At 71.7% G+C, this 20,951-nt stretch carries 19 protein-coding genes; 7 read left to right on the top strand and 12 right to left on the bottom strand.

The window, feature by feature from the left end:
• Window positions 1-62 precede the first annotated feature (62 nt).
• Entirely contained in the window at window positions 63-818 is a 756-nt protein-coding gene (locus V6R91_RS14935) for a DedA family protein (RefSeq protein WP_067243513.1), read from the top strand.
• Between the two features lie 31 nt (window positions 819-849).
• Here V6R91_RS14935 and ku read toward each other — a convergent pair whose 3' ends face one another.
• A complete protein-coding gene (gene ku / locus V6R91_RS14930) occupies window positions 850-1,689 on the bottom strand; it encodes a non-homologous end joining protein Ku (protein WP_067243514.1) in 840 nt (279 codons plus the stop codon).
• A 60-nt stretch (window positions 1,690-1,749) separates the two neighbouring features.
• Between ku and V6R91_RS14925 the strand changes: the two genes are divergently transcribed.
• Window positions 1,750-4,257: an ATP-dependent DNA ligase gene (locus V6R91_RS14925; protein WP_336395900.1), complete on the top strand. Its 2,508-nt coding sequence runs from the start codon at window positions 1,750-1,752 to the stop codon at window positions 4,255-4,257.
• A 15-nt stretch (window positions 4,258-4,272) separates the two neighbouring features.
• Here V6R91_RS14925 and V6R91_RS14920 read toward each other — a convergent pair whose 3' ends face one another.
• The 4 genes from V6R91_RS14920 to murI form a co-directional block, all read right to left on the bottom strand.
• Window positions 4,273-5,205 carry a cation diffusion facilitator family transporter gene (locus V6R91_RS14920; RefSeq protein ID WP_336395899.1) on the bottom strand — a complete coding sequence of 311 codons (933 nt, stop codon included), beginning with the start codon at window positions 5,203-5,205 and terminating at the stop codon, window positions 4,273-4,275.
• 121 nt (window positions 5,206-5,326) lie between these two features.
• Window positions 5,327-5,947 carry an RdgB/HAM1 family non-canonical purine NTP pyrophosphatase gene (gene rdgB, locus V6R91_RS14915; RefSeq protein ID WP_336395898.1) on the bottom strand — a complete coding sequence of 207 codons (621 nt, stop codon included), beginning with the start codon at window positions 5,945-5,947 and terminating at the stop codon, window positions 5,327-5,329.
• Entirely contained in the window at window positions 5,944-6,708 is a 765-nt protein-coding gene (gene rph, locus V6R91_RS14910) for a ribonuclease PH (RefSeq protein WP_336395897.1), read from the bottom strand. Before rph ends, rdgB begins: the two co-directional genes overlap by 4 nt.
• 22 nt (window positions 6,709-6,730) lie before the next feature.
• Entirely contained in the window at window positions 6,731-7,567 is an 837-nt protein-coding gene (gene murI, locus V6R91_RS14905) for a glutamate racemase (protein ID WP_336395896.1), read from the bottom strand.
• A gap of 73 nt (window positions 7,568-7,640) precedes the next feature.
• Here murI and V6R91_RS14900 point away from each other — a divergent pair, with 73 nt between their 5' ends.
• Window positions 7,641-8,966, top strand: coding sequence for a nicotinate phosphoribosyltransferase (locus tag V6R91_RS14900; protein ID WP_336395895.1), 1,326 nt, complete (start codon window positions 7,641-7,643; stop codon window positions 8,964-8,966).
• A gap of 67 nt (window positions 8,967-9,033) precedes the next feature.
• Here the strand turns inward: V6R91_RS14900 and V6R91_RS14895 are convergent, their stop codons facing one another.
• From V6R91_RS14895 to V6R91_RS14885, 3 genes are read right to left on the bottom strand one after another with little or no spacing between them, the layout of a single operon-like run.
• Window positions 9,034-9,300, bottom strand: coding sequence for a DUF3039 domain-containing protein (locus tag V6R91_RS14895; RefSeq protein WP_067243521.1), 267 nt, complete (start codon window positions 9,298-9,300; stop codon window positions 9,034-9,036).
• A 57-nt stretch (window positions 9,301-9,357) separates the two neighbouring features.
• On the bottom strand, window positions 9,358-10,899 hold the full coding sequence (locus V6R91_RS14890) for a hypothetical protein (protein ID WP_336395894.1): 1,542 nt from the start codon (window positions 10,897-10,899) through the stop codon (window positions 9,358-9,360).
• Window positions 10,900-10,904: 5 nt separating this feature from the next.
• Complete coding sequence (locus V6R91_RS14885) at window positions 10,905-12,821, bottom strand: ATP-binding cassette domain-containing protein (RefSeq protein ID WP_336395893.1); 1,917 nt, start codon at window positions 12,819-12,821, stop codon at window positions 10,905-10,907.
• Window positions 12,822-13,079: 258 nt separating this feature from the next.
• Between V6R91_RS14885 and V6R91_RS14880 the strand changes: the two genes are divergently transcribed.
• The 3 genes from V6R91_RS14880 (at window position 13,080) to V6R91_RS14870 (ending at window position 15,239) form a co-directional block, all read left to right on the top strand.
• A complete protein-coding gene (locus V6R91_RS14880; RefSeq protein ID WP_336395892.1) occupies window positions 13,080-13,772 on the top strand; it encodes a phosphocholine cytidylyltransferase family protein in 693 nt (230 codons plus the stop codon).
• Between the two features lie 128 nt (window positions 13,773-13,900).
• The gene (locus V6R91_RS14875; RefSeq protein ID WP_271062701.1) at window positions 13,901-14,836 is read left to right on the top strand and encodes a hypothetical protein; all 936 of its coding nucleotides are present in this window, start codon (window positions 13,901-13,903) and stop codon (window positions 14,834-14,836) included.
• 106 nt (window positions 14,837-14,942) lie between these two features.
• Complete coding sequence (locus V6R91_RS14870) at window positions 14,943-15,239, top strand: hypothetical protein (protein WP_271062700.1); 297 nt, start codon at window positions 14,943-14,945, stop codon at window positions 15,237-15,239.
• Between the two features lie 7 nt (window positions 15,240-15,246).
• On the opposite strand, the gene V6R91_RS14865 is transcribed toward V6R91_RS14870, so the two are convergent.
• Together V6R91_RS14865 and V6R91_RS14860 are read right to left on the bottom strand one after the other, a co-directional pair.
• Window positions 15,247-15,552, bottom strand: a complete 306-nt coding sequence (locus tag V6R91_RS14865; RefSeq protein WP_271062699.1) for a helix-turn-helix domain-containing protein — start codon at window positions 15,550-15,552, stop codon at window positions 15,247-15,249.
• Window positions 15,553-15,654: 102 nt separating this feature from the next.
• A complete protein-coding gene (locus tag V6R91_RS14860) occupies window positions 15,655-16,941 on the bottom strand; it encodes a CDP-glycerol glycerophosphotransferase family protein (protein WP_336395891.1) in 1,287 nt (428 codons plus the stop codon).
• A gap of 166 nt (window positions 16,942-17,107) precedes the next feature.
• On the opposite strand from V6R91_RS14860, the gene V6R91_RS14855 reads away from it, so the two are divergent.
• On the top strand, window positions 17,108-18,145 hold the full coding sequence (locus V6R91_RS14855; protein ID WP_336395947.1) for a glycosyltransferase family 2 protein: 1,038 nt from the start codon (window positions 17,108-17,110) through the stop codon (window positions 18,143-18,145).
• Between the two features lie 17 nt (window positions 18,146-18,162).
• On the opposite strand, the gene V6R91_RS14850 is transcribed toward V6R91_RS14855, so the two are convergent.
• Together V6R91_RS14850 and V6R91_RS14845 are read right to left on the bottom strand one after the other, a co-directional pair.
• Window positions 18,163-19,599, bottom strand: a complete 1,437-nt coding sequence (locus V6R91_RS14850) for a CDP-glycerol glycerophosphotransferase family protein (protein WP_336395890.1) — start codon at window positions 19,597-19,599, stop codon at window positions 18,163-18,165.
• The gene (locus V6R91_RS14845) at window positions 19,596-20,870 is read right to left on the bottom strand and encodes a CDP-glycerol glycerophosphotransferase family protein (RefSeq protein WP_336395889.1); all 1,275 of its coding nucleotides are present in this window, start codon (window positions 20,868-20,870) and stop codon (window positions 19,596-19,598) included. The genes V6R91_RS14850 and V6R91_RS14845 overlap by 4 nt, the downstream gene beginning before the upstream one ends.
• Window positions 20,871-20,951 lie beyond the last annotated feature (81 nt).

Here is a 20,951-nt window from a genome sequence, read left to right as displayed (position 1 = left end):
ACGCCCTCGTCCGACGAGGCTGCACCGCACCGCCGACCCCCACGACCGACGGGACCACTCTCTTGCATCACGCCGCGCTCATCCCCTGGCTCGACCCCGAGACGATCATCGGCGCCGCCGGCCCCTGGGCGCTTCTCGTCGTCTGCTTCATCGTCTTCGCCGAGACGGGCCTCCTCGTCGGCTTCCTGCTCCCCGGTGACACCCTCCTGGTGATCTCCGGGCTGCTGTCGCACCCGATCGGCGCCGCCGAGCACGGCGTGTTCGGCATCAATGTCTGGATCGTGGCCCTCCTCATCGGCCTGGCCGCGTTCGTCGGCGGAGAAGTGGGTTACGTCATCGGGCACAAGGGCGGCCCCGCCGTGTTCGAACGCAAGGAGTCCGGACTGTTCAGTCGCAAGAACGTCGAGCGCACGAACGCGTTCTTCGAGCGCTTCGGCGGCATCACGGTGATCCTCGCCCGGTTCGTGCCGATCGTCCGCACCTTCGCCCCCGTGGCCGCGGGCGTGGGCCACATGCCCTGGCGGAAGTACACCCTCTACAACCTCATCGGCGCCGTGCTGTGGGGCTTCGGCCTCACGATGTTCGGCTACCTCATCGGCTTCATCCCGCCGGTCGCCTGGTTCGTCAAGGAGTACATCGACCTGATCCTCCTCGCCGCCGTCGGCGGCACGGCCCTCGTGACGCTGTGGCACTACCTCAACGAGCGCCGCAAGGCCAAGAAGGAGGCCGCGGCCGGACGCGCCGACGCCGCCGCCCTGCAGCTCGACCCGGAGGTCTTCGATCGCGCCCCCGACCTCGACGGCGACGGCAAGCACTAACGAGCGCGCTCGCGCGCAGAAGCGGGTCGGCTCAGCCGGCCCGCTTCTTCTTCGCCTTCGGCTTCTTCTCTTCGTCGCCTCCCGAGCGCGCCGCGCGGGAGCGCTCGACGCTCGCGCGAAGGGCCTCCATGAGATCGATGACCTCGCCGCCTCCCTCCTCCGGGGCCGCGAAGGTCTCCTCCACCTCGAACGCCTCGCCCTTCTCGATCTTGGCGTCGATGAGGGTGCGCAGCTCCGCCTGATACTCGTCCACGAACGAGGCCGCGTCGAAGTCGCCGGAGAAGCTGTCGACCAGACTCGCCGAGAGCTCCAGCTCCTTGTCGGAGATCTTCACGTCCTCGTCCAGCGACGGGAAGGCGGCCTCGCGCACCTCGTCCGCCCAGAGCAGGGTCTGGAGCACCAGTACCTTCCCGCGCACGCGCAGCGCCGCCAGCCGCGTCTTCTGCCGCAACGTGAAGCGCACGATCGCCGTGCGATCCGTCTGCTCCAGCGTCTTGCGCAGGAGCGCGTAGGCCTTCGGGGAGGACGAGTCCGGCTCGAGGTAGTAGGCCTTGTCGTACGTGAGCGGATCCACCTGCTCGGTCGGCACGAACTCCACGACGTCGATCTCGCGGCTGCGCTCGGCGGGGAGCGCGGCGAGGTCGTCCTTGGTCAGCACCACCGTGGTGCCGTCTTCCACGTAGGCGCGATCGATCTCCGAGTACGGGATGACCTGGCCGCACACCTCGCACGTGCGCTGGTACCGGATCCGGCCGCCGTCGGCGTCGTGCACCTGGTGCAGCGGCACGTCGTGGTCTTCGGTCGCCGAGTACACCTTCACCGGCACGTTGACCAGGCCGAACGTGAGCGCGCCCTTCCAGATCGTCCTCATGGCACCAGTGAACACCACCGGCGCCGCCGAGGGCGAGGGGCTTGCGGATAGCCTGGGGGCATGGCCAGCGCCGGAGCCGCCGGAACCGAGCAGATCGTGACGATCGGCGGCCGCCGCCTGCGCATGACCAACCTGGAGAAGGTGGTCTATCCCGAGACCGGGACGACCAAGGGCGAGATCATCGACTACTACGCCCGGATCGCGCCCGTGCTGCTTCCGGCCGTCTCGGGCCGACCGGTCACGCGCAAGCGGTGGGTGGACGGCGTCGGTACGGCCGAGGAGCCCGGGGCCGTCTTCTTCGCCAAGCAGCTCGAGCCCGGCGCGCCGAGCTGGCTCCCGCGTCTTCCCATCGAGCACTCCGGCGGACCGAAGGAGTATCCCCTCATCGAAGAGGTCGCCGCCCTCGTCTGGTGCGCACAGGTCGCCAGCATCGAGCTGCACGTCCCGCAGTGGCGATTCGGCCCGGGCGGCGAGCGCCGTCATCCCGATCGGCTCGTCCTGGATCTGGATCCCGGCCCCGGCGCCGATCTCGCGCAGTGCGCCGAGGTGGCGCGGATCGCGCGCAGGATCCTGGACGGCATGGGACTGGACCTCGTCCCCGTCACCAGCGGCAGCAAGGGCATCCACCTGTACGCGGCGCTCGACGGCGGGCAGACGAGCGATCAGGTCTCCGCCGTCGCCCACGAACTGGCGCGGGCGATCGAGGCGGACCATCCCGACCTCGCCGTCAGCAGCATGGCCAAGGCGGTCCGCGGCGGCAAGGTCTTCATCGACTGGAGCCAGAACAACGCCAAGAAGACCACCATCGCGCCCTACTCGCTCCGCGGCCGGCCACAGCCCTGGGTCGCCGCGCCGCGCACGTGGGAGGAGCTGGACGTTCCGGCGCTGCGCCAGCTCTCGTTCACGGAGGTCCTCGACCGGGTCGCCGACGGGATCGACCCCTTCCACGCCCTCGCGCCGAGCGAGGAGGACCGCCTCGACGCCTACCGCGCCAAGCGCGATGCCGCGCGCACGCCCGAGCCCGTCCCGGTGGCTCGGGCGCGTGGACGCTCTTCGCGCGCGGACGAGGTCCCCGAGGAGCCGACGGCCTCGGGCGGCGAACGCCGATTCGTGATCCAGGAGCACCACGCCCGGCGCCTGCACTTCGATCTGCGGATCGAGGACGCCGGAGTGCTGGTGAGCTGGGCGGTTCCCAAGGGCGTGCCGCCCACCGCGGAACGCAACCACCTGGCTGTGATGACCGAGCCGCACCCGATCGAGTACCTGACCTTCGCCGGGACCATCCCCGCCGGGGAGTACGGGGCCGGCGAGATGAGCGTCTGGGACACCGGCACGGTCCGCCTGGAGAAGTGGCGCGACGACGAGGTGATCGGAACGTTCACCGGTCGCCCCGGCGGACCGCTCGGCGTCGCCCGGCTCGCGCTCATCCGCACCTCCGACGCAGGAGAGAAGTCGTCCTGGCTGTTGCACCGCATGGTCGACCGCTCCGCGCGCACGGAGAAGCCCCGCCCGCCCGCGCGCCGTGCATCCGCTGCCCCGTCCCGATCCGGCGCCGCCGACCCGGTGCCGGAGGGCGACGAGCCCCTCGCGCCCATGCTCGCGGAGCACGGCACTCCCGGCACGGCTCGCCGCCTCGGGACGCCGAGCTGGGTGGAAGTCAAGTGGGACGGCATCCGTGCGCTGGGCACATGGACCGGGTCCGGTCGGGGCGAGGACGGCCGGTTCCGACTGCATGCCCGCAGCGGCATAGACATCACCGACCGCTATCCGGAGCTCACCGCGGACGGCGCACCGAGGTTCGCGGTCGCCGACGCCGTCGTCGACGGGGAGATCGTCGCCCTCGACGCCTCCGGACGGCCGAGCTTCGCGCGATTGCAGGCGCGGATGCACCTCACCCGCGGCAGGGAGATCGAACGCGAGGCGGTGCGGACCCCGGTCCGATACCACCTCTTCGATCTCCTTCGGCTGGACGGCCATGACGTCACCCGGCTCCCCCTGCGCGATCGTCGCGAGCTCCTGGAGGGCATCGTCGAGGGCACCGACGACGCGATCGTCCTCCCTCCCGTGTTCGACGACCTCGACGCTGCGCTCGAGGCGAGCGACCGGCTGCGACTGGAAGGCGTGGTCGTCAAGGACGCGGCCTCGGCGTACCTCCCCGGGACGCGCTCATCGCGGTGGCTCAAGATCAAGCACACGCGGACGCAGGAGGCCGTGATCGTCGGCATTCGGCCCGGGAAGGGCGCGCGGTCGGGGACCATCGGATCGCTGCTGCTCGCGGTGCCCGCGCCGGACACCGAGAGCGGACTGCGCTACATCGGCCGGGTCGGGACGGGGTTCAACGATCGCACGCTGCGCGATCTCCAGCAGCGCCTCGAGCCTCTGCGCATCCCCCGCCGCGCGGTGGACGGCGTCCCCGTCGCCGACGCCGGTGATGCCGTGTGGCTCTCCCCGGACCTCGTCGGCGAGGTGGAGTTCGCGAACTGGACGCCGGACGGCTCGGTCCGTCACGCTCGATGGCGGGGGCTCCGGCCGGACAAGAGTCCCGCGCAGGTCCGGGTCGAGTCCTGACCCCCCGCACGCCCCTCAGGCGTGGGCGGCCTCGCAGTCCTGACGGCCGGCGGGCTCGATCTGGAAGGTCGAGTGCTCCACGTCGAAGTGATCCGCCAAACAGCTCTGCAGCTCCTGGAGGAGAGTCGCGGAGCGCCCCTCCTCCAGGAGCGCCGGGTCGACGGAGACGTGCGCGGTGAAGACGGGCGCGCCGCGCGTGAGCTGCCACACGTGCACGTCGTGCACCCCCGTGACTCCCGGATAGTCCAGCAGATGCGTGCGGATCTCCCCGACGGCGGTCCCCTTCGGCGCCGACTCGGCGAGGACGGAGAACACCTCCTTCAGCAGCATGATCGCGCGGGGGATGATCATCGCCGCGATCACCAGCGAGGCCAGGGCGTCGGCGGGCATCCATCCCGTGGTCACGATCACGATCGCCGCGACGATTACGGTGGCAGATCCGATCAGATCCCCCATGACCTCCAGGTAGGCCCCGCGCACGTTGATGCTCGTGCGCTGGGCGGCGCTGAGGAGCCACATCGAGATGGCGTTCGCGATGAGGCCGACCACGGCGACACCGAGCATCAGGGGACCCGCGACCTCGACCTCGGACGGGTTCACCAGGCGCCCGATGCCCTCGACGGCGACAGTGCCGGCCAGCACCAGGAGGATCACGCCGTTGATCAGCGCGCCGAACACCTCGGCGCGCTGATAGCCGAACGTCCGCCGCTCATCCGCGGGCCGTGCCGCCACAGCGCTCGCGATCAGCGCGATGACCAGCGCGGAGGAGTCCGTGAACATGTGCGCCGCGTCCGCGAGCAGGGCGAGCGAGCCGGTCAGGATGGCACCGACGACCTGGACCACCATGACGGTCGCGGTGAGGGTCAGAGAGATGGCCAGGAGCCGGCGGTGACCGGCGGAGCGAATGCCGCCGGGGGCCGTGCCGTGGGCGTGCGCGTGATCGTGCATGCCTCCAGGCTAGGACGGGGATGACCCGGTCAGGGGCCGTTTCGCCATGTCGGGAATGGGGATGATTCTCACTTGCCGCGGCGGCGCCGAGCCCTCGTTCCCGGCCCCCTGGCGACGCCGGTCAGAGCGTCGCCAACAGCGGGACGAGCGCGGCGAACGCCCGCGCCCGATGCGACACGGCGTTCTTCTCCTCGGCGGTCCACTGCGCGACCGTTCGCTCTGCGCCCTCGGGCTGCCCGTCCGGGATGAACACCGGGTCGTATCCGAACCCGCCCTCCCCGACTGCGGCGTGCGCAAGGCGGCCGGGCCATATGCCCTCGACGATGTGCTCGACGGCGTCGGCGTCCGGCACCGGGATGACGAGCGCGATCGTGGAGACGAACTGCGCACGGCGGCGTGGGTCCGCGATGTCGCGGAGCTGGTCCAGCAGGAGGTCGCGGTTGGCGACGGCGTCCTTGCGCTGGCCGGCCCAGTAGGCGGAGAAGGCGCCGGGCGCCCCGCCGAGGGCGTCGACGCAGATGCCCGAGTCGTCGGCGAGCGCCGGGAGCCCGGTGTGCGCGGCGGCGGCCCTGGCCTTGATCAGCGCGTTCTCCCGGAAGGTGATGCCGTCCTCGACCGGCTCGGGGCCGTCGTAGCCGATCACGGCGACGTCCGGACGGGACGCGGCGACGATGGCGCCGAACTCCTCGATCTTGTGCGGGTTGTGCGTGGCCAGGACCACGGTGCGGGAGGGCGCGGTCACTCCGTGCCCTCGGCCGGGGCCAGGACCTCGGCCTGGATGTCGCGGAGCCGGGCGCACCCGGCGACGCCGAGGTCCAGCAGCGCATCGAGCTCGCGCTTGTCGAACGGCGCGCCCTCGGCTGTCCCCTGCACCTCGACGAACAGCCCCCGGCCGGTCACGACGACGTTCATGTCGGTCTCGGCGCGGACGTCCTCGACGTAGGCCAGGTCCAGCATCGGCTCTCCGTCGATGATGCCCACCGACACCGCGGCCACGGAGTCGTGGAGGACGCGTGACTTCTGTCCGATGAACTTCTTGCGCCGCCCCCACTCGATCGCGTCGGCCAGGGCCACGTACGCACCGGTGATCGCGGCGGTGCGCGTGCCGCCGTCGGCCTGGAGGACGTCGCAGTCGATCACGATCGTGTTCTCCCCCAGCGCCTTCGTGTCGACGACCGCCCGAAGCGCGCGGCCGATGAGGCGGGAGATCTCGTGGGTGCGCCCGCCGATGCGGCCCTTCACGCTCTCGCGGTCGTTGCGGTCGTTGGTCGCCCGCGGCAGCATGGCGTACTCGGCCGTGATCCAGCCCTTGCCCTTGCCGGTCAGCCAGCGCGGCACGCCGTTGGTGAACGACGCGGTGCACAGCACCTTCGTGCCGCCGAAGCTGATCAGCGCGGAGCCCTCGGCCTGGGCGCTCCATCCGCGTTCGATCGTGATCGGTCGGAGCTGGTCCACGGAGCGGCCGTCGGCGCGGACGATCTCGGCAGGGGCGGTGTCGGTCATGGTTCTCCTCGTTCGGAACGGATCAATCCTGCAGGCGCGCGGCGGCGGGGAGGTCGATGACGCCCGTCTGCACGAGCTGCACGTCGCGCACCTCGCGCCCCATCAGCCGGTTGGCGAGCGCGGTGAAGTCGTCCGCCGAGTCCCCGGTGGCCTCATAGACGTAGCTCGGCTCGGCGTGCCGGTCGGCGAGCAGCTCGCCGCGCAGGAGCTGGCGGTACACGTCCGCGGCCGTCTCGTCGTCGCTGGAGACGAGCGTGACGCCCTCCCCCATCACGTAGCCGATGGCGCCGCGCAGGAACGGATAGTGGGTGCAGCCGAGCACGAGGGTGTCGACGTTGGCCTCGCGCAGCGGCGCGAGGTACTCCTCGGCGATCGCCAGGAGCTCCGGGGAGTCCGTGATCCCGGCCTCGACGAACTCGACGAAGCGGGGGCACGCCGCCGCGAAGACCTCCAGCCGCTCGTTCACCTCGAGCATGTCCTGGTACGCGCGCGACGCGATCGTCCCCACCGTCCCGATGACGCCGATCCGCCCGTTGCGGGTGGTCGACATGGCGCGGCGGACGGCCGGGCCGATCACCTCGACGACCGGCACGTCGTAGCGTTCCCTGGCGTCCCTCAGCATGGCGGCGGACGCGGTGTTGCAGGCGATGACGAGCATCTTCACGCCCTGTTCCACGAGCGTGTCGAGCACCTCGAGGGCGTAGCGGCGCACGTCCGCGATCGGCTTCGGTCCGTACGGCGAGTGCGCGGTGTCACCGATGTAGACGAAGGACTCGCGCGGGAGCTGCGCACGGATGGCCCTGGCCACCGTCAGCCCGCCGACACCGGAGTCGAAGATGCCGATGGGCGCGTCGTTCATGATCCCCCAGCCTAGCCCGCTCCTGCGCGCCGCCTTCGCCGACGACGCCCGTGCCGCCCCTACACTGTGGGGCATGACCGGCTCGAGCGCGCTGAAGACCGACCGCTACGAACTCACGATGCTGGAGGCGTCCCTGCGGGACGGCACCGCGTCCCGCCCGTGCGTGTTCGAGCTGTTCTCCCGACGGTTGTCCGGGGGCCGGCGGTTCGGCGTCGTGGCCGGCACGGGGCGCCTGCTCTCGCTGCTGCGCGACTTCCGCTTCGGCGAGGAGGAGCTGCGCTTCCTCCGCGACGCGAAGGTCCTCGACGCCGAGGCCCTCTCCTATCTGGAGGGATACCGGTTCCGCGGCACGATCCGCGGGTATCGCGAGGGGGAGCTCTACTTCCCCGGTTCGCCGATCCTCACGGTGGAGGGGACCTTCGCGGACGCCGTCATCCTGGAGACGCTGGCACTGAGCGTGCTCAATCACGACTCCGCCGTCGCCACCGCGGCGTCGCGCATGAGCATCGCCGCCGGCGACCGGCCCCTGGCCGAGATGGGATCGCGACGCGCGGCCGAGGACTCCGCGGTCGCCGCGGCACGGGCTGCATACATCGCCGGCTTCGGAGCCACCAGCAATCTCGAGGCGGGTCGACGCTGGGGGATCCCGACGATGGGGACCGCCGCCCATTCGTGGACCCTGCTGCACGATTCGGAGGAGGACGCCTTCCGCGCGCAGGTGGACGCTCTCGGCACCGAGACGACCCTGCTCGTCGACACGTACGACATCCGCACCGGCGTCGAGACGGCCGTCCGCGTCGCCGGCACCGGCTTGGGCGGCGTCCGACTCGACTCGGGCGACCTCCCGATCGTGGCCGCGGAGGTCCGCGCCCAGCTGGACGAGCTCGGCGCCACCGGAACGCGGATCACGGTCACGAGCGACCTCGACGAGTACGCCATCGCCGCCCTGGCCGCCTCGCCCGTGGACTCCTACGGCGTCGGGACCTCGGTCGTGACCGGGTCGGGCTACCCCACCGCCAGCATGGTCTACAAGCTCGTCGCCCGTCAGGGAGCGGACGGCGGCTGGGTCGCGGTGGCCAAGGCGTCCCAGGACAAGGCCTCTCGCGGCGGACGCAAGGCCGCGTTCCGGATCGTCTCGGACGGTGTGGCCCGGTCGGAGACCGTCGCGGTCTCCGACGGATTCGAGCCGGTGGAGACCGTGCAGCAGCACCCCGACGGGCGCGCGCTCCAGGTCGTCCTCGTCGACAATGGCGAGATCGACACCGCCTACGAGGGCGTCGACGGCACCGCGGCCGCGCGCGAGCACCACCTGCGCGTCCGGGAGGAGCTCCCGGTGCGCGCCCTCGCACTGAGCAAGTCCGACCCCGCCATTCCGACCGTCTTCGTCGACGCTGGGTGACCGCGCGTTCGCCCGAGCACGAGGCCCCCGCATCCGGACGGAAGCAGGGGCCTCGACGCGTCGGGCGTCAGTTCTGCATGGATTCGTAGATCTCCTTGCAGGTCGGGCACACGGGGAACTTCTCCGGATCGCGACCGGGAGTCCACTTCTTGCCGCACAGCGCCCGCACCGGCTTACCGGTCAGCGCGGACTCGAGGATCTTGTCCTTCTTGACGTAGTGGGAGAACCGCTCGTGGTCTCCCGGCTCGATCCGCTCCTCCTCGAGGAGCTGTTCGAGTTCGCGGTCGAGGGTGGCGATCCCACCCTGATCGGGGGCATCCAGCGGGGTACTCATAGCGGCGATTCTAGTCGTGCCGAACCGCGGGGGAACCGATCCGTGCGATCCCCGTGCTCACGCCGTCTCCACGAACTCCATCAGGCGCTCTCCGCTGCGCTCGAAGATGCGGGCGCCGATCAGCGCGCCGACCACGAGGACGAACACGCCCGTCGCGAGCCCCGCCCACAGTGCGGGGAACACGGATTGCCCGGGGTCGACCAGGGCGCTCCAGGCCAGCCAGATGGTCGGTGCACTGAGGACGAGCGCTCCGATCAGGGTTCCGGCCTGCCCCGCCGCACCGCGGGACGCGGAGCGCTGCGGCTGCTGGAACGGGCTGTCGCCGGGCCGCGAGACGGCGTACGGACCCACCACCGAGGCGATGCTCGACAGTCCCAGCCCGCTGAGCAGCAGACTCGCCGAGACGCCGATGAACACGGGGAGCAGGCTCCAGCGTCCGATCACCGCGAGGGTGACGGGAATCGCGATCGCCAGGGCGGGCACAGCGATGAGGAGCACGGGGATCAGGCGGCCGAGCCGATCCGGCAGCCCGCGCACCGCGCTGGCCACGTGGGTCCAGAACGCCGTCGAGTCGTAGGCGACGTCGTTGTGGGGAAGCCATCCGAAGAACAGCGCCATCACAGGCACGGGCAGCGCCGCGGCCAGCACGAGCGGCACTCCCGCCACGAGCAGCGGGACGACGGTGAGCAGCCCGGCGATCGGGACGATGACGACGTTCACGATGTACCGACGGTCCCGCAGCCAGTAGACGAGGCTGCGCGCGGCGACGGCGCCGAAGGCATTCGAGGGCAGCAGGGCGAACCAGCCGAGGCCCGGGCGCTCGCGGACCGCCGTGGCACGATCGGCCCGGGTGAGCGCGCGGTGGACCAGCGCGGTCCAGGCGACGCCGATGCCCGCCGCGGTCGCGACCGCGACGACGCCCGCGACCCACGCCCCCGCGACGTCCCCCGCCGCGGCGAGGAACGGGAGCGCGACGGCGGCGCCGAGCGGCGTGAATCCGAGGACGTCGGCGGTGGTGTGCAGCGCTCCCGGCACAGCGCCGTCCCACCGCAGCGACGCGACGAAGACCCCGACCGGAACGGCCACGACGACGATCGCCAGGGCGAAGAGGGCGGTCAGCTCCCGCGAGCGGCGTTCGGGGAGGATCAACGCGCTCAGCGCCATTCCGACGCGTGCGACCAGGACGGCGGTGACGAACGCCAGGATGGCTCCCGCGGCAGCGAGATACCACGCAGCGCCGAGCGAGACGGCCGCGAAGGCGACCGCCACGTCGACCGCCAGCAGCGCCGCGGACGGGACGCTGACCACCGAGGCCGCCGCGAGGATCGCCGGCATCCTCTTCTCGTCGACGCCGAACACCGCGAACCGGCGGGGGTCGAGCTGATCGACCGTCCCCGCGAGAGCCGGGGCGAGGAAGTACCCGAGCACGATCGCGGATCCGCCCAGGACCACGACGGTGCGCGCGGAGTTGGGCGTGCTCTCGCCCAGACTCGTCACAGCCAGCACCGTGACGAGCGTCGCGGCGGCTGTCAGCAGGAATCCGACGACGGAGCGGATGACGCGTTCCCGGTCGCCGCGCAGAGCGCCGACCAGGAGCATCAGCCTCAGTCGGAGAACGTGTGCAACCACTCCAGCCCCTCCACCTCGGCGATCCCGCCCGACAGCTCCACGAACCGCTGCTCGAGCGTCTGGCCCGCGCGCACCTCGTCCACCGTGCCCTCCGCGAGCACCTCTCCCCCGACGATGATGGCGATGCGCGAGCAGACCTGCTCCACCAGGTCCATGCCGTGGCTGGAGAGGATCACCGTGCCGCCGTGCGCCACGTAAGCGCGCAGGATGTCCAGGATGACCCCGGAGGAGACCGGGTCGACCGACTCGAAGGGCTCGTCCAGCACGAGGACGCGCGGCGAGTGGATCATCGCTCCCGCGAGCATGATCTTCTTCGTCATGCCGGCGGAGTAGTCCGAGACCACTCGGCTGAGCGCACCCGTGAGATCGAACGCGCGGGCGAGATCGACCGTGCGCGCCTCGACGACGTCGGCGCTCAGGCCGCGCAGCAGTCCGTAGTAGTGCAGGAGCTGGCGACCCGTGAGGCGGTCGAACGTGCGCAGCCGGTCGGGCAGAACCCCCATGAGCTTCTTCGCGCCGCGGGGGTCTTCCGCACGATCGACGCCGCACACCCGGACGGTCCCGGAGTCCCCGCTGAGAAGACCTGCGACGATCGAGAGGGTCGTCGTCTTGCCTGCGCCGTTCGGCCCGACGATCCCGTAGAACGATCCCGACGGAACGGTGAGGCTGATGCCGTCCACCGCGCGGGAATCCCCGAACGACTTCACCAGGTCGCGGATCACGAGGGCATGCTCGGAGCCGTCGTCGGGATCCGGCAGCGAGGACACCACGGCGGCGGGCGCGTCGTCGCCGCCGGTCTCCGCGCCATCGTCCGGGGCTCGGTCCGCCACGGTCGCCGCCGGCACCTCGTCTGTCGCGGACGATGCGTCCTGGGCCACGGCGCCGTCCGTCCCCGGGTGCGCCGGCTCCTCCGGCGCCGCGGGCTCGGCCGCCTGCCCCTCCGCCTCCGGCACGACGGCCTCCTCCGCCGGCGCCGCGGCGTTCTCCGCGTCGCTCCCGGACGGCGCGCTCGAGGGATCCTGCGATGCGGCGTGCGTCACCCCGGCCCCGTCCTCGGCGACGGCCGATTCCGTCGGACGTGCGGGAGCGCCCACCTCGGCCAGGTCCGCGGCCGCTGCCGCGCGCGACGCCGGGGACTTCCTCGCGGGGCCCGCCTTCGCCGGGGCCTTCCGCGCCGGCGCGGTCTTCTTCGCCGGCGTCGTGCTCCTGGTCGTCCCCTTCGACGCGGACGAGGTCTTGCGGACCGCGGCCGGCTGGTCCGGTGCCGACGCGGCATCAGGGGCGGTCTCGGCGGGCACCGGGGCCGCTGCCGAGGTCCGCGGCGTCGCCGTCTTCCGGACGGTCGTCGACTTCTTCGCCGCCGTCGTCTTCGCGGTCGCCGGCTTCTTGGTCGTCGCGGGCTTCCCGGCCGCCGCCGGCTTCTCTGCGGTCGCCGCGGATCCGGCGTCAGCCACGGCCTCGGAGACCGGCGCGGCGTCGGCCTTCTTCTTCGCCGTCGAGGACCGTCTCCCCGTGGGCGCGGGCGCCGGAGAAGACGCCTTCACCGCAGCCACCTTCGCCGCGGCGCTCTCCGCCTCTCGGGCCTTGGCCTCGGCTCTCGCCGCCTCCGCCTTCTCCGCCGCCGCCCTCGCCGCCGCGGTCCGCGCCGCCGCCGTGCTCGCCGCCGTCCGCTTCGTCTCGCTCGTCCGCGCTGCCGAGCCCCGCGCGGCCGCGCGGATCTGCGCCGCCTTCGCACGCTCCGCAGCGCTCACGCCGGAGCGGGCCGCCCCCGTGCGCTTCGTCGTCTTCTTGGCCGAACCCGCCGCCGTCGCAGAACCGGACGAGACCGTCTCCTCGTTCGCAGTCGTCGGGGTCTCGTCATCGGACACGGGATCAGGCGGTGCGGGGCTCACCCCCACACGGTATCAATCGGCGCAGCCTCCTATGGGAGGCGATCCGCGAATTCCCTGCTGCCGCGTAACATCGTGCTCGGATACACGCGTCGTCATGCCGCCCGTGTTCCTGGGAACGACCCGTGCAGTCGATCACGAAACGGCAACGGGCCTGCGCTTTCCCTGGGATTCCCAGGCGCGGTCACTAGCATGAACGACGGCACGAAGGAGTGTCTTGCCGGTTAACCAACCGTGAACACACGTAACAGGAGCAGTTCTGTGACTCTTCAGACCATCATTCTCGCCGCGGGCATGGGCTCGCGTCTCGGCCGTTCGCTGCCGAAGCCGTTGACGCCGCTCGCCGACGGGCGTTCGATCATGCAGCAGCAGCATGACAACATCCGGGCCGCGTTCGGCCGCGACGTGCGGCTGACGACGGTCGTCGGCTATCGCGCGGAAACGGTCATCGAGGCCTTCCCCCACGTGAACTACGTGCACAACGAGCGCTACGACGAGACCAATACCTCCAAGAGCCTGCTGCGCGGCCTCGCCGCGACGGGACGCAGCGGCGTCCTCTGGATGAACGGCGACGTGGTCTTCGACCCGCGCATCCTCGGCCGCGCGATCGAGCTGATCGAGCGCGACCAGTCCTTCGTCACCGTCAACACGGCGAAGGTCAGCGACGAGGAGGTCAAGTACACCGTCAGCGCCGAGGGCTACATCAAGGAGCTCTCGAAGACGGTGGTCGGCGGCATCGGCGAGGCGGTGGGCATCAACTACATCTCCGCCGCGCACAAGCCCGCGTTCATGCGTCAGCTCCAGCGTGTCGACGACCAGGACTACTTCGAGCGCGGTCTCGAGCTGGCGATCGCCGAGAACGGGGTCCTGCTGGAGCCCATGGACATCTCCGACCTCTACGCGGTCGAGGTCGACTTCGCCGAGGATCTCGAGCGCGCGAACCTGTTCGTGTGACGCGGCGCAGCCCGCGCACCATCGGAAGGGCCGTCCCGGTCGGGACGGCCCTTCCGCCGTCCTCCGGCGCCGTCTCCGGGCCCACAGGCTTGCGGGTTCCTCCCGGATCCCGACCGTAGGATCGTCGCATGGCTGGCAAGGTGCATCGGATCCACTCGCTTCCGGAGGACGCCCCCTGGGACACCGGGCTTCCGCCGTCGGGCTCCGCGGAGCACCCGTTGGTGGTCCGCGGGATCGACCGTGTCCTCGCGGTCCAGCGGCCGCTCGTCCTTGCGCACATCCGCAGCATCCGCCTGCGCCACCCCGAGGCCACTCCCGCCCAGATCGTGCGCTCGCTGGAGCGCCGCTACCTGGCCGCGGTCACGACCGGCGGGGCGGCCGTCGGGGCGACCGCGGTCATCCCCGGCATCACGACCGGCGTCACCCTCGCTCTGTCGGGCGTCGAGACCGTGGGGTTCGTCGAGTCGACCGCCCTGTTCGCGCAATCGGTCGCGGAGGTCCACGGGATCTCCGTCACCGACCCGGACCGCGCTCGCGCCCTCGTCATGACGCTCATGCTCGGCAAGGAGGGCGTGGATCTGGTGGCCCAGCTCGCCGGGCAGGCCGCGGGCAAGGGCACGTCACGTCCGGCGTACTGGGGCGAGCTGGTGACGAAAACCCTGCCGCGCGCGGCGGTGGGACCGCTCGTCGACCGGTTGAAATCGATGTTCGTCAAGCACTTCGCGGCGGCGGGCGGCGCTTCCTTCCTCGGCAAGGCGCTCCCGTTCGGCGTCGGAGCCGCCGTCGGCGGGGCCGGCAACAACATTCTCGGCAGGCGCGTCCTGGTGGCCTCCCGGCGCGCCTTCGGCGTCGCCCCGGCGACCCTTCCGGCGGAGCTCGAGCCGGTCCCCGGGGCGCAGCGCGTCGAGGCGAGGATCAAGCGCGGCGCGGTGCTCGCGGGCACCGCCGTCGCGGGCGCCGCCGGCTCCGCGGTGCGCGGCGCGGGCTGGGTCGGACGCAAGGCGATCGGTGTCGTCCGCCGGGATCGCGATGGACGGACCGAGGAGCTCGGCGCCGGCGACTGAGACGCTCGTCCTGCACCGCCCCCGTCCCTCGCGGAGTTTGCACAGCCGCCGTCGGAGCCCCTTGTGGGGCGGGGGTGGCGTCCGTGCCCCTGCCTAGCATCGGGTCATGCCTCCGAGCTCGCGCGATCAGTCTCCGCCGCCGGCCTACGCCGTGCCGTGGGACGTCGACCGCCGCGACCGACTCCATCCGGTCATCACGAACCTCTCGACCGAGGCGGATTTCGTCCGCGTCTTCGCCAGTTCCCCGGCCGGCCCGCAGCAGACGCAGCTCTGGGGGCGGGTCCGGTCCGGGCAACAGCTGGAGATCTGCCTCTGCGAGGCCGATGTCGACGACACCGTGCTCACCCTCGCCTGGTTCCGTCCCTCGGATGGTCTCGAGTACGTCTGGCGCTTCGTGGTGTGAGCCGGCCTCAGACCGCGTGCCGCGAGCGCAGCTCGCGTCGGAAGTCCGCCTCGGAGTATGGACGGATGTCGTCGGGCAGGTCCTCGGCGCTCAAGCCCTCCAGGAAGCGGGTCGGCGGCACCTCGAGGGCGGTGGCGAGCTGAATGAGGACGAAGAGCGTGGGGTTGCCCTCTCCGCCTTCGATGCGGGCCAGGTGCGAGACGTCGAGGTCGGCACGGGCGGCCAGCTTCACGCGGCTCAGTGCCGCCTGGGCACGGAGCTCCCGGACCAGCCGTCCGACACGTTCGGACGCACGAGAGCGTGGTTCTTTCATGCGTCAAGCATCTGTGCGCGCCCTGTTCTGATGAGAAGGTTATAGGCGTGAGGTTTTATACCATCATACCGCCGACCCGTCTCGTCGTCGCCGGCTGCGCTCTCAGAGCCCCAGCTCGTCCTCCTCGTCCGCCTCCTCGCCTTCGTCGCCGGCATCGGGCCGATCCGCCTCGCGAGCGTGCCAGGCGTCCCATTCGGCGAACAGTCGCTCGATGCCCGCGTGGAACTTGGCCGTCGCGACGCCCGGGGAGGTGTCGCCGAAGTAGTGCCGCACCCACGTCTGCAGGCGTTCGATGGCCGCCTGGTCGTCCTGAACCCGCGAGACCTCGTCGACGATAGTCCGGGCGCCGTCCGTCGTGAGCCACTCGCACGCGGACAGGTAGCCCCCGGCATCGATGGCCGCGCGCTCGTCGGCCGGGCGCGTGATCAGCAGCGGGCGCCCCGCCGCCAGCCGGTCGTACACCATGGCGGAGATGTCGACGACGGCGACGTCCGCTGCGGCGAGCTGCCAACCGAGATCGGGGCCGTCGTCGTAGACGTGGTGGGCGCCGGGGTCCGCCGTGTTCGCCGCCGCGATCGCCTCGATGATCCGCCGGTTCGCCGCGCCGTACTCGGCGTCGACGACACCGCTGCGCGGATGCGGACGGTATATCACCCGATGGCGGCCCGTCGCGAGCAGGGCGGCGACGAGCGTCTCGCCGTGCGTGCGGACGGACCCGTAGTGAGCCGCAGGGCGATCCCCCTCCCAGGTCGGCGCATAGAGGACCACGGTCCGCTCGTCGGGCGTGTACGGCAACGCCCCCGAGTAGTGGTCGGCCTGAGGACGCCCGATCTCGATCGTGCGCGCGTCGACGTCGTAGTCCCACAGCACGCGGGACAGTCGGTCCCTCGCCGCTTGGCCGGCCACCATCGCGTAGTCGTAGGCCTTGTACTGGTTGGTGGTCATGTACATCTTGTCGGACTCACCGTGGTTGATGAAGACGTGCCACCGTCGGCCGTACCGGAACATCTGGAAGTTGCGCGTGTTCTGGTTCACGTACAGGACGACGCGGATGTCCTGCGTGGCCAGATAGCGTTCGAGGTCACGGACCGTGGGGACGAACGCGACCGGTGGCGCGTCCTCCGCGAGAAGCGCCTCGGCCCCGGCCGCGGATCGGGCGAGCACGACGACGGGTCGGGTCTTCGCGAGCTCCGCCAGCGGCCGGTACCACTGCCGCATCTGGTACATGTTCACGGCACCGTCGGCGAAGTACACGGCGACCTGGTAGGCGCCCTCGGGGTGCTCCGGCATCGCGGCGACGGTGCGGCGGACCCTCTGCACGGCGGATCGGGACGCGAGCGCCCGGCGGAGGAGGCGGTACGCCTTGCGGGCATCGGACACGACAGGCATTCCTCCAGGGTACCGAGCGGGGATGGGGCGCCCCTGCACGGCAGGGGTCGTGCCCCCACGCTCGCCGCCCGCCCGGCCCGGCCTGCGGCGCCGTTCACGTCGGCCGTGAAAGGATCGGAGCGTGACCGCGCACGACGACTCCTCCCTGGCCGGGGTCTCTTTCGTCATGCCCGTGCTCAACGAGCGGGACTACCTCGAACATGCCGTCGCCTCCGTGCTCGCCCAGGACGTCGACGGGCCCATGGAGCTGGTGCTGGCTCTCGGGCCGTCCACCGACGGCACCACGCCGCTGGCTCATCGCCTCGCGGAGGAAGAGCCCCGGCTTCGCATCGTGGACAATCCCGCCGCGCACATCCCCGTCGGCCTGAACGCCGCGATCCGCGCCAGCCGCTTCCCGACGATCGTGCGGGTGGACGCGCACTCCGAGCTCGCCCCGGGGTACACCCGACGGGCCCTCGAGACCCTGAGGCGAACGGGCGCCGCGAACGTCGGCGGGGTCATGCGCGCCGACGGGCGGACCCCCTTCCAGAGCGCCGTGGCGCGGGCGTACAACTCCCCCGTCGGCCTGGGCGGCGGGGCGTACCACGGCGGAACGCGCGAGGGCGACGCCGAATCCGCCTACCTCGGGGTGATGCGCCGGGAGGTGCTCGACGAGGTCGGTCTGTTCGACGAGTCCATTCGCCGCGGAGAGGACTGGGAGCTCAACCTCCGCATCCGCCGCGCCGGACACCGCGTGTGGTTCGACCCGGAGCTGGCGGTCACGTATTGGCCGCGGGAGAGCTGGGCGCGCCTCGCCCGGCAGTTCCGCGCGACGGGGGCATGGCGAGGGGAACTGGTCCGCCGGTACGGCCGCCGCAACGGCGTCCGCTTCTTCGCCCCTCCGATCCTGGTCCTCGATCTCGCGCTGGCGGTGATCGTCGCCGTTCTGCAACTCACCGGGGCGCTGTCCGGCATGGCGAGTCTGCTCGCATCCGTGGTGTACCTGCCCCTGGTGCTCTACGTGCTCCTCGTCGTCGGGATGGCGGTGGTCCCGGGACGCCCGACCGATCCGCCACGCAGCTTCCGGGAACGGCTGTGGACGCTCGCCGTCCTGCCCACCATGCACCTGTCCTGGGGCCTCGGCTTCCTCGGGGGCGTCCTCCGCGGTGCCCGCGGCACCGTGGACGCCTCACGCCTCGGCACCCGCAACACCCCGCTGCCCTGATCCTCCCCCGGCCGGGATCAGGTCTGTACGAATCCGAGGTCGAGCAGGCGCGAGACCACTCGCGCCGCCGCCGCGCCGTCGTCACGGGCGTTGAACTGCGCGCGCCACGTCACGTACTGCTCGGCGTGACGGGCCACGGAGCCCAGGTCCGCGAGCGCGGCGACGAGCTCGGCCTGGGTCCGGACCAGCGGCCCGGGCGCTCGTGCGGCGAGGTCGAAATAGAAGCCCCGGAGCTGCCCGCGATAGTGCTCCAGATCGGGGACGAGGAAGTACATCGGCTTGCCGGTGACGCTGAAGTCGAACATCACCGACGAGTAGTCGGTGATGAGGGCGTCCGCGGCCAGCAGCAGCTCCGAGGTGTCCGGATACCCGGTGACGTCGACGACCCGCGCCCCGTTGCGGTCCCGGCCCGGCCGGATGGTGCGGGAGTGTCCGCGGACGAGCACCACGGAGTCCGTCTGCTCGGCGAGCGCCTCCGGATCGACGAAGTCGACCATCTCCGCCCGGTCGTCCCGCCACGTCGGGGCGTAGAGCAGGACGTTCTCGTCCTCGTCGATGCCGAGGGCGCGGCGCACAGCGTCCCGGTCCCCGGTGACGAGCGCGTCATTGCGCGGATAGCCGTCGACCCAGATCGGACGCCGGAGGAACGCATACGCCTTGCGGAGCACGCGAGCGGCATAGGGATTCTGCGCGAGCAGGACATCCCAGCGACGCGCCTCGCGGAGCACGGCCACCATGCGCCGCGGATGGAATCCGGGGCGGTGAAGAGCCAGGCGCTTGAGCGGCGTGCCGTGCCAGGTCTGCAACACGCGCTGGCCGTCCTTGCGCACGAACCGGCGCCGGAGCCAGTCGTTGACCACGAGCAGACGCGAGGCGCCGCGCGCGCGCCACCACTCGGGCGACCCCTCCACGACGGGGATCGCGCCGGCGGGTACCGGTACCGACAGGTCGACGACGCTCCAGTACCGGGTGACGCCCGGGGCGCGGACCGCCAGCTCGCGATCGATCGCGCCGGGGTTGCACCCGGTGCTCTGCCCGTAGAAGCTCTCGAAGAAGACGGCGTTCTCCGTGCCCCCCGGCTGCGCCGCATAGCGGCCTTCCAGCACCGCCTGCCCCTCGGCGGTCTCGTGCACGGGGTCCACCGGCGCTCCGATGCGCACGAGGGGGCCCCTCACCGACACCCGGAGGATGGGCAACAGGGTGACCGCGAGGTCCAGCGCATCCAGGTCGACACCGTCCACCGTCAGCGTGTAGTCCCCGGACGGCAGCGGCAGGGCAGGCCCGCCCCAGCGGGCGACGCGGAGCGGGAACACGGCCTTCCAGATCTTCCCTCCCCCGGTGATCCTCGCGGCCGTCCTGGCGCGCGCGCCGACGAGGTCCGCGGACGCGGGCCGGTTCCCGGTGCCGGAGACGACGAGCGTCTCCTTCTCCTCGTCGATGAGGACGCTGGTCATGCGGATCCCTTCCGTGCGGGCGCAGAAGTCCCCATCGTACGCGGGGCGAGGGCCCGGATCGCCCGGTAGACCCGTTCGGCGTTGCGGCCGTCGCGGTACGCGTGCATCTCCGCGCTGACCGCCGCCGAGCGGCGACGGCGGGCGGCGTGCTCCTCGGGGTCGGCGAGGACACGGCGCAGCTGCGCCGCCGCCGTGGCCCAGTCCCGCGCGAAGTCGTCGCCGGCCAGCTCCCGGTAGGAGCCGTAGAAGCCGCGGGTCCGGGCATAGTCCTCGGGATCCGGTGCCAGATACACCACGGGCATCCCGAGCAGTCCCACGTCGTACGCGAGCGAGGAATAGTCCGTGACGAGGACGTCGATCGACGCCAGTACCGGCGTCACGTCCGCGAGGACGTCCGCACCGAGCGCACGGACCCGGTCCGTGGGGAACGGCGGCCGGTACACGCCCGCGCCGAGCGGGTGGGAGCGGACGATCAGCACCGCGTTCTCGTCCCGCAGCACCTGCTCGATGTGCGCCCACTCCGCCTCGTCGGGGACGGCGGGGTCCGCGGCCCCGTCCCGCCACGTCGGCGCATAGAGGATCGTGCGCGCCCCGTCGGGGAGCCGCCCGATCGCCGCGTCACGGAGTGCGGCGGCCGACGCGCGGCGCTCCTCGGGCTCGCCGTGCGAGAGGACGTCCACACGGGGTTCGCCGGTCACGAGCACCTGCTCCACCCCGAGCCCGAAGGCGGACTCCAGGCGCCCACGCGCGCGTTCGGAGGCGGCGGGAAGGACCCGGATCCGCCGCACCGACTCGCGGTACAGCAGTCCCAGCAGCCGTGGGAGCAGCCGGGAGCGCGGGAGGAAGGCACTCTGCACGGTCGCCGGGGAGTCCAGGCCGATGCGCTTGAGCGGGATGCCGTGCCAGAGCTGCACGACGAACGCCCCCGAGGACGCGTAACGATTCACGTCGCCGAGGCCATGGGTGACGACGACGACGCCCGCGCGGGCCGTCGCCCACCATCCGCGGATGCCGCCCTTGCGCGCGGTGCGGATCCCCTGCGCCGCGGCCTCGCGATCCTCACGGTCCGACGCGGTGAGCCACAGCGGATCCACGCCGTGCGCACGGGCCACGCGCCACAGGGCGAGCGCGCCGTCCCCGATCCCCGCCCCGCAGCCGATCACCCATCCCCCGCCGCGCGGGATGACCAGGTTCGCCAAGCGTCCCGCGGCGTACAGCGGCGCGCGCAGCAGCTTGCCGGCGTTGCCCGTGCGGAAAGAGAAGGACGCCACCCCGCGAGCCTATCGCGGGGTGGCGTCCTCGATTCTGACCATCGGTCAGTCCGGAGCGGTCCCCAGGGGGAGCACAGGACC

The organism is Microbacterium sp. CCNWLW41, from assembly GCF_037083505.1.
Note: the sequence above shows the minus strand (reverse complement) of the source record. Positions and strands in the feature narration are given on the sequence as shown.